Annotated in this window: 9 protein-coding genes and 5 pseudogenes; 12 read left to right on the top strand and 2 right to left on the bottom strand. The window is 60.6% G+C overall.

The features are described 5' to 3' along the window. Both J1777_RS13475 and J1777_RS13470 read left to right on the top strand, forming a co-directional pair. Positions 1-1,027, top strand: a 1,027-nt coding sequence (locus J1777_RS13475) for an IS4 family transposase (RefSeq protein WP_207576199.1), incomplete at its 5' end; no start/stop codon positions are given. A gap of 14 nt (positions 1,028-1,041) precedes the next feature. After that, positions 1,042-1,287 (top strand): annotated as a pseudogene (locus J1777_RS13470) (DUF3363 domain-containing protein); the annotation flags it as partial. A 67-nt stretch (positions 1,288-1,354) separates the two neighbouring features. Here the strand turns inward: J1777_RS13470 and J1777_RS13465 are convergent. Next, complete coding sequence (locus J1777_RS13465; RefSeq protein WP_207375624.1) at positions 1,355-1,705, bottom strand: DUF4148 domain-containing protein; 351 nt, start codon at positions 1,703-1,705, stop codon at positions 1,355-1,357. Positions 1,706-2,010: 305 nt separating this feature from the next. Here J1777_RS13465 and J1777_RS13460 point away from each other — a divergent pair. The 9 genes and pseudogenes from J1777_RS13460 (at position 2,011) to J1777_RS13420 (ending at position 11,737) form a co-directional block, all read left to right on the top strand. Further along, a pseudogene (locus tag J1777_RS13460) lies at positions 2,011-3,278 on the top strand (IS256 family transposase). Between the two features lie 63 nt (positions 3,279-3,341). Beyond that, a pseudogene (locus J1777_RS13455) lies at positions 3,342-3,746 on the top strand (ATP-binding protein); the annotation flags it as partial. Between the two features lie 125 nt (positions 3,747-3,871). After that, positions 3,872-4,219 carry a DUF4148 domain-containing protein gene (locus J1777_RS13450; protein WP_207576198.1) on the top strand — a complete coding sequence of 116 codons (348 nt, stop codon included), beginning with the start codon at positions 3,872-3,874 and terminating at the stop codon, positions 4,217-4,219. Between the two features lie 458 nt (positions 4,220-4,677). Then, positions 4,678-4,926 (top strand): DUF2789 domain-containing protein, encoded by a 249-nt coding sequence (locus J1777_RS13445; RefSeq protein ID WP_066697057.1) that lies wholly within the window; start codon positions 4,678-4,680, stop codon positions 4,924-4,926. After that, positions 4,923-6,197, top strand: a complete 1,275-nt coding sequence (locus J1777_RS13440; protein WP_207576197.1) for a TolC family protein — start codon at positions 4,923-4,925, stop codon at positions 6,195-6,197. The genes J1777_RS13445 and J1777_RS13440 overlap by 4 nt, the downstream gene beginning before the upstream one ends. Then, positions 6,194-7,798, top strand: a complete 1,605-nt coding sequence (locus J1777_RS13435; protein ID WP_207576196.1) for an efflux RND transporter periplasmic adaptor subunit — start codon at positions 6,194-6,196, stop codon at positions 7,796-7,798. The genes J1777_RS13440 and J1777_RS13435 overlap by 4 nt, the downstream gene beginning before the upstream one ends. A 15-nt stretch (positions 7,799-7,813) precedes the next feature. Then, a complete protein-coding gene (locus J1777_RS13430; RefSeq protein ID WP_207576195.1) occupies positions 7,814-10,945 on the top strand; it encodes an efflux RND transporter permease subunit in 3,132 nt (1,043 codons plus the stop codon). A gap of 6 nt (positions 10,946-10,951) precedes the next feature. Beyond that, a pseudogene (locus J1777_RS14605) lies at positions 10,952-11,257 on the top strand (IS3 family transposase); the annotation flags it as partial. Positions 11,258-11,446: 189 nt separating this feature from the next. Then, a complete protein-coding gene (locus J1777_RS13420) occupies positions 11,447-11,737 on the top strand; it encodes a hypothetical protein (RefSeq protein WP_207576194.1) in 291 nt (96 codons plus the stop codon). 101 nt (positions 11,738-11,838) lie between these two features. Here the strand turns inward: J1777_RS13420 and J1777_RS14530 are convergent. Next, positions 11,839-12,045 (bottom strand): annotated as a pseudogene (locus J1777_RS14530) (type II restriction endonuclease); the annotation flags it as partial. Positions 12,046-12,269: 224 nt separating this feature from the next. On the opposite strand from J1777_RS14530, the gene J1777_RS13415 reads away from it, so the two are divergent. Next, the gene (locus tag J1777_RS13415; RefSeq protein WP_207576193.1) at positions 12,270-12,563 is read left to right on the top strand and encodes a DUF4148 domain-containing protein; all 294 of its coding nucleotides are present in this window, start codon (positions 12,270-12,272) and stop codon (positions 12,561-12,563) included. The last annotated feature ends 121 nt before the right edge of the window (positions 12,564-12,684 follow it).

Below are 12,684 nucleotides of genomic sequence, written 5' to 3'. Positions count from 1 at the left end.
CGCTGAAAATGCGCTCGCCTCGGGAGTTCAGGAGGCAGCGGGCTGCACAAGTGCGCCAGGAACCGGCGATGGACCAGGCGCTTTATTGCGACTAGGACGGGGACGGGAATACGGGGACAACATCAGGAGCGATCTCAAGGCCGATCGCAGTGTGCAGCTGATCCGCGCCAGCTTGGCCTTGCATGGGCGCAGCCTGAGCTTGCTCGAGCAGGTGTACGGCGCCAAGCAGGCGGCCACGCCCCGCACGCATACGCGCTTTCTGCGCCAGCTCAAGGCCATCGTTGGCGAGCGGGCGTGCCCTATCATCGTCACCGATGCAGGCTTTCGTGCGCCCTGGTTTGCCGCCGTGGAAAAACTCGGCTGGCATTGGCTGGGGCGTATCCGTGGGCGTGATCTGCTGCGTCCAGCGGACCACCCGCAGGCGCGCTGGGCCAGCTGCCGCAGCGTGTGGGCGCAAGCCACCACCAGGCCGAGCGACCTGGGCGCTTATGAATGCGTGCGCTCGCGCCCCCATGTGTGCCGGCTGGTACTGCTCAAGCACGAGCCCAAAGGCCGGCACAAGCACACGGTGCGCGGCACCCGCGCGCGCAGCAAACACTCACGCAAGAATGCCCGCTCGCAAACCGAGCCGTGGCTGCTGGCCGCCTCATGCTCGCTGCGCCAGCTCAGCGCTGCAGCGATTGCGGCGCGGTACGCGCAGCGCATGCAAATCGAGCCATCGTTTCGCGACACCAAGAATGCGCGTTGGGGTCTGGGCCTGGAGCGCAGCGGTACGCGCACGCCCGAGCGCCTGGCCGTGCTGGTGCTGATCGCCACGCTGGCGCAGTGGGTGCTGTATCTGGTCGGGCAATGGGCCTACGACGGTCAGCAACAACGCCATTGGCAACTGACCAACCGCCGCAGCCGCCCACAGCTGTCGGTGCATCAACTGGGCTGGTTAATCGTTACTGTCCTTGATCCGCCCACCGAGCCACTGTTGCAGATCATTAGCCGCTGGAGCAATCCCAATGCCGCGCTTGAAGTTTGAGGGGAAACCTCAGGATCGGATCCGAAACCGGCCAGAAACATCGACCCGTGGCCGACGCGCAGCGCGCTGCGGACATCTACCGGCGTTCCGTGATGCTGGCGAGTGCACGCTGCTAGATGCAGGATGACGGCATGGGATTCTCGCTCGTTCCGTGTAAGTCGGTGATCGAGCCGCGGCTGGGTCAGCGACTCGTCGGGACGGTTCGCGGCGGTGGGGTGTCATGGGAAATTGGACGGCGGCCTGGGCTGGCCCGAGGTTAGTCAGGCCGACGCCAACAATCCCACAGAATGGATTCCAAGGAATTTTCTGCAGCCCCACCGAGGACAATCAACCGGGGGAATAGAGACGCAGACGCGCGTCGCGTTCTTCAGGGGACTCGCTCCGCAATTCGTTGATTACTTGCTCACGCGTCTTGCCTGGACCTGCTGCATCAGGTGTGCGGATAGGGTAGTTGCTTTCGCCGTAAGAAAGGAGGCCTTGCCGCATGGCAGCCTCGGCTTCTGCTTTGACTTGGGCACGGGTTTTCTCGCTCTTGAAGTGTTCCGGGTGAACGATTACGCCCTTTTCATTGTTGGCAGGATGTTCGTATGCGGCCGAAGCCATCCCTGGAAGGCCCAGGGTAACCACTGCGGCCGCCGCGGCAATCATGGAAGAAAGGGAGAGGCGTTGTTGGATCATGGTTGAAGCTCCTAGCGATGGTGAATAAAACTTGCATCTCTCATGCCTTGCTTGGGCGTTGAGGAGATGTGTTCATCGTAGGGAGCGCACCCCAACAGAATCTAGACAGCCCGATGACATTTTTATCAGGGAGCGGCGCGAGCTGGAGCGCAAGTTGGTGGACCTGTGCGGGGGACAAACGCGGAGGACGGAGGATCTACCACACGGGTAGACAGAAGTCGCCAGTGGATCGGCGCGAGCGAGCCTGTCAGAAAGCCTGTCAGAAATTTTGTGTGTGAGGCATAGCATGTCAACAAGGAGCATGAATGCCACGCAAGACGAAGACGACTGCAGCAGCGGACAAGGCGGCGCAGCCGCAATTCTCAGCCGAGCTGCTGGAGCAACTCATTCCCGGGCCGGTAACGCCGGCCGAACTCGAAGGCATCTTCCAGCAGTTCAAGAAGTCGGTTCTTGAACGAGCGCTGGGCGCCGAGATGAGCCATCACCTGGGCTACGCGCCCGGCCAGGCCAAGCCAGAAGGGGCTGCCGTCAATCACCGCAACGGCAAGAGCGCCAAGACCGTGCTGACCAACGTCGGCGCCTTGCGCATCGACGTTCCCCGCGACCGCGAGGGCACGTTCGAGCCCCAGCTCATTGGCAAGCATGAGCGCCGCTTCACCGGCTTTAACGACTTGGATCTCCGCCATGTACGCACGCGGCATGACGGTGCGCGAGATCCAGGGCTTCCTGGCCGAGATGTACTCGGTCGATGTCTCGCCCGATCTCATCAGCAGCGTCACCGACGCGGTGATGAGCGAGGTCTCGGCCTGGCAGACGCGCCAGCTCGAGCCCATGTACCCCGTCGTGTTCTTCGACGCGCTGCGGGTCAAGATACGTGAAGACGCTGTGGTGCGCTCCAAGGCCGTGTATCTGGCGCTGGCCGTGCTGCCCGACGGCAGCCGTGACATCCTGGGGATCTGGATCGAGAACACCGAGGGCGCCAAGTTCTGCGATGTTGCGTGTTCAACGATCTGAAGACGCGCGGAGTCCATGACATCCTGATCTCCGTGACCGATGGCCTCAAGGGCATGCCCGAGGCGCTGCAAGCGGTGTTCCCGGCCACGACGCTGCAGACCTGCATCGTGCATCTGATACGCAACAGCTTGGACTTCGCCAGCGGGAAGGATCGTAAGCTGCTGGCCGCAGCCATTAAGCCGATCTACACGGCCGTGAGCGCAGAGGCGGCCGAGGCCGAACTGGATGCGTTTGCCCAGGGGCCATGGGGCCAGAAATTCCCGACCGTCGTTGGCGCCTGGCGCAGGGCCCGGGACAAGGTCATCCCGTTCTTCGCCTTCCCGCCCGAGGTGCGCAGGGTGATTTACACACCAACGCGATTGAGAGCGTGAATGCGAGGCTGCGCTTTGATCTCAAGACGCGCAGACACTTCCCCAGCGACGACGCGGCCACCAAGCTGATCTGGCTGGCACTGCGCAACATCACCGAGGACTGGGGACGGGCGGCCAACAACTGGAAATCAGCGATGAACCAATTCGCGATCCTCTACGAAGACCGGTTCACGAAATCGAGCACGTAAGATATTCAACTAGCTTCACGATATCGGTGAAGGTTCAATGAGCCTCACACACAGAAATTCGGACAGGCCCAGCGCATCCGGCTCCAGTTGAAAGGAGACGGCGAGGTCGAAGGCGATCGCCTGATGTTCCGCCGTGCGGTGAGCAACCTGCTGTCCAATGCCCTGCGTTACACGCCCGAGGCCGGCGACATCACCATCCGTATCACCAGCACGGCACAAACCACGACAGTGGCCGTGGAGAACACTGGAACCGACATCGATGCCAAGATCCTGCCCCGGCTGTTCGACCGCTTCTACCGAGCCGATGCTTCCAGGGCCCATCCGGACTCCGATGGCTCCGGGCTGGGCCTGGCCATCACACGTGCCATCGCTGAGGCCCACGGCGGCAGCGTCACGGCGACGTCGGGCGACGGGCGAACCTGCTTCACCTTGATGTTTCCTCACCGTGGCTCACAGCCATCAAGCTGACAACAATCTCATCTGGCTGTCCGGATTCTGTTGGGGTGCGCTCCCTAAGATGAACACATCTCCTCAACGCCCGACCAAGGCATGAGAGATGCAAGTTTCATCTACCTTCCTTAGGAGCTTCAACCATGACCCAACAACGCCTCTTCCTTTCTTCCATGATCGCAGCAGCAACCGCAGTAGTTGCTCTGGGCCTTCCAGGGATGGCTTCGGCAGCATATGAGCATCCTGCCAACAATGAAAAGGGCGTAATCGTTCACCCGGAACACTTCAAGAGCGAGAAGACGCGAGAGCAGGTTATCGCGGAAACCAAGGCTGCCATGCAGCAAGGACGCCTGTCTTATGGCCAGAGCAACTACCCAATGCCTGTGCCTAATGTGGGCCCTGGGAAAACTCGTCAGCAAGTGATCAATGAAATGCTGAACGAGTCACCTGCCGAACGCGACGCGCGTCAGCGTCTCTACTCCCCGAGTTGATAGCCCCCAATTGGGGCTCCAGCAGAGCACGTTGAATCCATTCTGTGGGATCGCGCGTCGGCCTGGCTAACCTCGGGATTTCAGCAGCCTGATAGGTCACGCCCCAAAAATTACCTGACAGAAATGTAATTTTTGAAACATCTTCCCGTCAGTCTCGGGCTTGCAGAATCACAACGTGAATTCGCACGCGGTGGGCGGACTCAAATACGAAGTGCAACACCCTGGATTTCAGTGAAAGAGGGTGGGATGGCTTGCAGAGCGGTCATTTTGGCGCTGAGCCTGACGCTTTCGTGAGCCTCCACCGACCACGTCTTCAGAATTTTTCAGGACTTACGCAAAATCGCCCCAGCGGCGTTGCTCTTCCTTGCCGTGCGCTTGCACTGTCTGCGTCAGAGCGCCTTACTGGAACAATTTTGCGTAAGTCCTATTTTTGTGTTTGAACAATAGGGACCACCGCTATGGAAAAGTCATTTCATCGCTTCTCTGAACTGTTTTCCCAGCTTGGTCTGCGCATGGACGCGGCAGGCATCGGGGAGTTCTTGGAGGCCCACGCTCCACTGCCGGCCGATGTGCTGCTGGCCGATGCGCCATTCTGGACACCATCTCAGGCGACTCTGTTGCGCGAAGAACTTCTGGAAGACGCGGACTGGGCCGAAGTAATTGACCGGTTGAATTCCGCTTTGCGTGCGCCAAGGGGGAGGTCATGATGCCTATGAGGAATCGCCTGTCGTTGGGTGTGGTAATGGTGTCTCTCGCGCTGAGCTCGATGGTTTACGCGCAGGAGGTCAAGCTTGGGTCGAGTGTTGAAGGGTTGCTGCAAGCGGCCAGGGAGCGAAACCCCGAAATCGCAAGCATGCGTTTTGATGCCGATGCCGCTGCCGAGCGTGTCGTACCCGCGGGTGCCTTGCCGGATCCAAAGTTCAGCATGGAACTTCGTGACCTTACCCGGATGGGCGAGCGCAACCCGACGCTGCTGCCAGGGCGTGTGGGCAGCACGCGATACCTGCTCACACAGGAATTGCCGTGGTTTGGGAAACGGGGCCTCAAGCGTGAATCGGCCCAATTGCAGGCCGAAGCAGCCCGAGGGCGAGTGGCTGGCACCTGGAGTGAACTAGCGACCAAGATCAAGACGACATACGCCCAACTCTACTATCTGGACCAGAACGAGCGGCTGACCAGGGAGATCCTGGACCTGATGACTCGCCTGGAAAAAGTCGCCCAGGTGCGCTACGCCGGTGGCCTGGCCGCGCAGCAGGACGTGATTCGTGCGCAGCTGGAGCAAACCACCATGCGCAACGAATTGATTGCACTCGAAGCAGAGCGAAGTCAGTTGCAGGCCAAGCTGAAAGCGCTCGTGGGGCGCCCTGCCAGCGAGATGCTGGCTACGCCAGAGAGCATTCGCACACTTCCGGCGCCTGAGACCATGCGATTTGATGTCCTGGAGCAGCGTGCACGGTCCAGCAATCCGCTGCTGAGAACCGAGGAGTCACAAATCCAGGCTGCAGAAAAGAACCGTGAACTCACCTACAAGAACCGCTATCCGGACTTTGCGGTGGGGGTGTCACCCATCCAGTACGGTAAGTCGATCCGGGAATGGGAGTTGATGGTCGAGGTCACCATTCCCTTGCAGCAGGACACCCGGCGCGCACAGGAGCAGGAAGCACAGGCCATGCTGGATGCCGCCCGCTCGCGCCGCGAAGCGGCCACCAACCAGGTACTGGCGGATCTGTATGAAAACTTGGCGGGCCTGGATGCGGCTCGCCGTACGCTGGCGTTGACCACGGACAGCCTGCTACCCCAGTCGGAGCTGACGTTCCGGTCGGCTTTGGCAGGCTACGAATCGGGCAAGGTGGATTTCGCCACCCTGCTGGATGCACAGAGACAGATACGACAAGCCAAACTCAATCAAGTCAAAGCAGGAGTCGCGGCGCAGATTCGCCTGGCAGACATCGAGCGCATCGTGGGAGAAGATCTATGACAACAACTATCAAGGTGGGCGCGCTCGTGCTGGCCGCCACGGCACTGGCTGCGGGAGGCGGCTATTGGTACGGGCAACGCCAGTCCGCTGCACATGGATCAGTGCAGGCGACATCGACTGTTGCTTCGGCAAACGATAAGAAGGAGCGCAAGGTTCTCTATTACCGCAATCCGATGGGCTTGCCCGATACGTCCCCCACGCCCAAGAAGGACCCGATGGGGATGGATTACATCCCCGTCTACGAGGGCGATCAGGAACCGGAAGCCGGAAGCGCCAACCAGATCAAGATCAGCACCGACAAGGTTCAGAAGCTCGGGGTGCGCGTTGAGGCTGTCAGCCTGCGCAACCTGGACAAGATGGTGCGCGCGGCAGGCCGCATCGAACCCGACGAGCGCCTGACCTACGCCATCACCCCCAAGTTCGAGGGCTACGTCGAACGCTTGCATGTCAACGCCACCGGCCAGGCCGTGGGCAAGGGCCAGCCGTTGTTTGAGGTCTACAGCCCAGAGCTGGTGTCGGCGCAACGCGAATATGCGATTGCCGCCCAAGGGGTCGACGCCTTGAAGGGCGCCAGCGAGGAAACACAGAAAGGAATGCGAGAACTCGCCGAATCGGGCCTGACGCGCCTGCGCAACTGGGATATTTCGGACGAGCAGGTGAAGGCGCTGACTCAGTCGGGCACGGCGCGCCGCACCCTCACATTTCGCTCGCCGGTGGCAGGCATCGTGACCGAGAAAAAGGCGGTACAGGGCATGCGTTTCATGCCAGGCGACGCGCTCTACCAGGTCACTAACCTGTCTTCAGTGTGGGTGATAGCCGATGTATTCGAGCAGGACATCGGCATGGTCAAAACAGGGGCAAAGGCCACGGTTCGCATCAACGCCTACCCGGACAAGGTATTCACCGGTTCCATCACCTACGTCTATCCAACGCTCACGGCTGAAACTCGCACCGTGCCCGTGCGGGTCGAATTGACCAATACAGGTGGGTTGCTAAAGCCGGGCATGTTTGCACAGGTGGAACTGCCCGCCGCCTCCAAGGGCACCGTGCTGACGGTACCGACGTCGGCGGTTATCGACAGCGGAACACGGCAGATCGTTCTGGTGCAACTCAAGGAGGGGCGTTTCGAGCCCCGCGAAGTCAAGGTCGGCGCGCGCAGCGAGGACCGCATCGAAATTATCGAGGGCGTGCAGGACGGTGAGATGGTCGTAGTGGCCGCCAATTTCCTCATCGATGCGGAAAGCAACCTCAAAGCCGCCATCGGAGGCCTGGGGCATACAGGACACGGGACTCAAGCCACTCCTGATGGATCAGCAAGCACCAAGGCCGTCACAGGCGTGGGTCACCAAGCCGAAGGCACAGTAGAGGACATCGATACGAAGTCCTCCACGGTGACGCTGGCACATGGCCCGGTGCCCAGTCTCAAATGGCCCGCCATGTCGATGGAGTTCAAGGTCGCCCACAGCGGCTTGCTCAAGGAGCTCAAGCCGGGTGCCCTGGTTGCCTTTGAGTTCGTCGAACGCGATCAAGGCGAATGGGTGATCACCGCCGCCCGACCCCTGGGCAAAGCCACGGCCAATCCTCACGCCGGTCACAACTGATTTTCGGGAAAAAATATGCTTGCAAAGATCATCGACTGGTCGGGGAGAAACCGTTTCCTGGTGCTGCTGGCGACCCTGTTCGTCATTGTTGGCGGTGTCTATGCCGTGCTCAAAACGCCGCTGGACGCGCTGCCAGACCTGTCGGACGTTCAGGTCATCGTCTACACCGAGTATCCGGGCCAGGCCCCGCAGGTGGTCGAGGATCAGGTGACGTATCCGTTGACCACCTCCATGCTGTCGGTTCCCAAGTCCAAGGTGGTACGCGGCTTCTCCTTCTTTGGCGCCTCGTTCGTCTACATCATCTTCGAGGATGGCACTGACATCTACTGGGCCCGCTCACGCGTGCTCGAATACCTCAACTTCGCAGCGGGGCGAATGCCCAAGGGCGTGACACCGCAGATCGGCCCGGATGCGACCGGCGTGGGCTGGGTGTACCAATATGCGCTCCTGGCCAAAGATATGACCCTGGCCGAATTGCGTAGCTTGCAGGATTGGTACCTGCGCTACCAGTTGACCAAGGCCCATGGCGTGGCCGAAGTGGCGTCGATTGGCGGGTTTGTGCAGACGTACCAGATCACCGTCGATCCGGTGAAACTGCGGGCTTACGGCATTCCCTTGGCCAAGGTCTCCCAGGTGGTGCGCGACTCGAACCGGGACGTCGGCGGGCGCGTGGTGGAGATGGCCGAGACCGAGTACATGGTGCGTGGCAAGGGCTATCTGCGCGGCGTGTCTGACATCGAGAACCTGGTGGTCAAGGCGGAAAAAGGCACACCGGTGCTGATCCGTGACATCGCCCGTGTTGAACTGGTACCGGACGAGCGCCGTGGCGTGACCGAGCTCAATGGCGAGGGCGAGGTGGTCTCCGGCATCGCCGTGGCCCGCTACGGCCAGAACGCACTGGAGGTGATTCACAACCTCAAGGAAAAGATCGCCGAGGTCTCGGCGGGCCTCCCGCCGGGCGTCAGCATCGAGGCGGTGTACGACCGATCCGACCTGATTCACCGGGCCATCGATACGCTCAAGCGCACCTTGCTGGAAGAGAGCCTGATCGTTGCCCTGGTCTGCATGGTCTTTCTGATGCACGTTCGCTCGGCCCTCGTGGCTATCTTGATGTTGCCCGTGGGTGTGCTGATCTCATTCATCGCCATGCGCCTGCTGGGCATGAATTCCAACCTGATGAGCCTGGGCGGCATCGCCATCGCCATTGGGGCCATGGTGGATGCGGCCATCGTCATGATCGAGAACGCGCACAAGCACCTGGAACGCCTCCCGCCCGAGCACAGCAAGGCCGATCGCGTGGAGGCGATGATCACCGCCTGCAAGGAGGTGGGGCCGGCGTTGTTCTTCTCGCTGCTCATCATTACCGTGTCGTTTCTGCCGGTATTCACGCTGGAATCGCAGGAAGGGCGCATGTTCTCGCCGCTGGCCTACACCAAGACCTTTGCGATGGCCGGGGCCGCGCTGCTGTCCGTGACGCTGGTGCCCGTGCTGATGATGCTGTTCATCCGCGGAAAAATCATGCCTGAATCCCGCAACCCGGTGAACCGGTTCCTGATCTGGGCCTACCGTCCCATCATCGCCACCGTGATGCGCTGGAAGAAGCTGACCATCGCTGCTGCGCTCCTGGTGCTGGGCGTGTCGTTCTATCCCGCCAGCCAGCTCGGCTCTGAATTCATGCCCACACTCAACGAAGGCTCGTTGCTGTACATGCCCGCCTCGCTGCCAGGCATGTCGATTACCAAGGCAGCCGAGCTGATGCAGACGCAGAACAAGATCATCAAGAGCTTCCCCGAGGTGGTATCGGTCTTTGGCAAGGCGGGGCGCGCCAACACCGCCACCGACCCGGCGCCGACCGAGATGTTCGAAACCGTCATCAACCTCAAGCCCGAGTCCGAATGGCGCCCCGGAATGACGACCGACAAGCTCATCGCCGAACTGGACAAGGCACTGCAGTTCCCCGGCGTGTCCAACGCCTGGACCATGCCCATCAAAGCGCGCATCGACATGCTGTCCACCGGCATTCGCACGCCCATTGGCATCAAGGTCTACGGCAATGACTTGACCGAAATGGAACGCCTGGCGCGCGAGATTGAAACCGTGGTCAAGCAGGTGCCGGGAACGACCTCGGCTTTCGCTGAGCGCCTCACGGGGGGCTCTTACCTCAACATCGAGCCCGACCGAGTGCAACTTGCGCGCTACGGGCTGGCGGTCGGAGACTTGCTGGAAGTCATTGGTACTGCACTGGGCGGAGAAATGGTGACCACGACGGTGGAAGGCCGCGAGCGCTTTGGCGTCACGGTGCGCTACCCGCGCGAGCTGCGCACCGACCCGCAGCAGATCGCCCGCGAAGTGCTCGTGCCCACCATGGACGGCGCGATGGTGCCGCTGGGGCAGGTGGCCCGGGTCGAAGTGGCAAAGGGTGCGCCGGGCATCCGCACTGAAAATGCGCTTCTGTCTGCTTACATCTTCGTGGACATCCGTGAGCGTGACATCGGCAGCTATGTGGCAGACGCGCGCAAAGCCGTGAACGAACAGGTAAAGTTTCCGCCGGGCTACTACGCGACCTGGAGTGGCCAGTTTGAGTCGATGGAACGTGCGGTGCAAAAGATGAAGGTGGTCATTCCCGTCACCTTGCTCATCATCTTTCTGCTGCTGTACCTGAACTTCAAGCGCCTGACGGAAACCCTGATCGTCATGCTGTCGGTGCCGTTTGCCTTGGTCGGAGGGGTCTGGCTCATGTGGTTGATGGGCTACAACATGTCTGTGGCCGTCGCGGTGGGCTTCATCGCCTTGGCGGGGGTGGCCGCTGAGACCGGGGTGATCATGTTGATCTATTTAGACCATGCCTGGGAGGAAATTCAGGCAAAACGCCGCGCTGAAAACAAAGAGCCTGGCGTTGCGGATCTTTATGAAGCCATCATGGAGGGTGCGGTTGAGCGGGTGCGTCCCAAGATGATGACTGTGGTCGCCATCATGGCTGGCTTGCTTCCCATCCTGTGGGGAACTGGCACAGGCTCGGAAGTCATGAGCCGTATCGCTGCACCGATGGTTGGAGGGATGATTTCCTCGACCGTGCTGACGCTGGCAGTAATTCCCGCTATTTATGGCTTGGTCAAGCAGTTTGAACTTCGAAGAAGGCGAGCTTGATGCGATTGGCCTCGCATGCACAAGGAACTGCTCGCCCGTGGCATCCGGGTGGGCAGGGAACGTGTGCGCCGCTTGATGCAGCAGCACGGCATCCGGGCCAAGACCCAGCACAAATTCGTGGTGACCACGGACAGCCGCCACAGCCTGCCGGTGGCCCCGGACCTGGTACAGCGACGTTTCAATCCCGATACACCCGACCAGCTCTGGTGTGGCAACACCACCTACATCGCCACCGACGAAGGTTGGGTATACCTGGCAGCGGTCATCGACCTGTTCAGCCGCCAGGTGGTGGGCTGGAGCATGCAGGCGCACAACTATTGATCCGGCAGGCTTTATTCGTAAACCTTGCTCGGGCTGAGGTGTCGAAGCCCCTCGACGGGCTCAAGTTGAACGACATCGGGACTCTGCAATAAACCGTGCCGGATCAATAGGCCGCCGTCAAGGCACTTTGTTCCCCTCACGCAGCTCAAGCCCCCTGTTTCGCATACCAAAGGAATCATCATGAACAAGCTGATCTACCCCCTCGCCGGCGCGCTGATGCTGGGCGCCACCTTGCCGGTCCTGGCCGGCCCTGACTTTCAGGCTATCGAGCAAGGCCGCAAGGCCGGCCAGGAGGCCGAGGCAACGCGCACGCGAGATGCCGCCGAGGCCGCCAAAACCGGCCGTGGCGACTGCCCGCCCCAGCCCTTGATCCTGCCGCTCGACCATGGTCCGCGTGCCTTGACTACGCCCTACCTGAACCAGCTGCGCAAGCAGCGCTTCGAGGCGGAGATGAAGACCTGCAAGGAATGACGCCGAGGAAGCGCCTATTCAGTCGGCCCTGCAAAACTCATCCGCCTGCCCATGCCAGCCGGCCAACCCATGGAGGAGAAATAAGGCATAAGGCAGAAGACTTACAACCGCTGTGAAATCTCCAGCAATGGCTTGATGCTGGAGCCAAAGCGGCTCATGGACGCGTGGTTCTGCTCCAGTTGGCTGTAAGGCAGATAACGAATCCCGAGTTCCGAAACACGGGAGAATGCCGGTCTTTGGAGTTGCTCCGCCACCTTGGCTCGGCGATTGTCTGGGGCCACCATAAAGAGCGCACATTTTTCTGCAACCGGTGACTTCTGTCTACCCGTGTGGTTGGTCCTCCGTCCTCCGCATTCGTCCCCCGCGCACGTCCACCAACTCGCGCTCCAATTCACGCAGATTCTTAACAACAATGTCATCTGGCTGTCCGGATTCTGTTGGGGTGCGCTCCCTAAGATGAACACATCACCTCAACGCCCGACCAAGGCATGAGAGATGCAAGTTTCATCTACCTTCCTTAGGAGCTTCAACCATGACCCAACAACGCCTCTTCCTTTCTTCCATGATCGCAGCCGCAACCGCAGTGGTTGCTCTGGGCCTTCCAGGGATGGCTTCGGCAGCCTACGAGCATCCTGCCAACAATGAAAAGGGCGTAATCGTTCACCCGGAACACTTCAAGAGCGAGAAAACCCGCGCCCAAGTCAAGGCGGAGACCGAGGCTGCGATGCGGCAAGGCCGCCTTTCTTATGGTGAGAGCAACTACCCCATCCGCACACCTGATGTAAGTTCTGGCAAGACGCGTGAGCAAGTAATCAACGAACGGTAATCCCCCCATAAACCATCACTCTGAGAAGTAGAGCTATGCGGCCATGGCCAGCCGCTGTCTGGGGGTGATGCCGCCCAATGCCATATTTGGGCGTTCATGGTTATACCGCCATATCCACTGC

The sequence above is a fragment of the Comamonas denitrificans genome (assembly GCF_017368815.1).
Classification (GTDB): domain Bacteria; phylum Pseudomonadota; class Gammaproteobacteria; order Burkholderiales; family Burkholderiaceae_C; genus Comamonas; species Comamonas denitrificans.
This window is presented reverse-complemented; position numbering and strand designations above follow the sequence as displayed.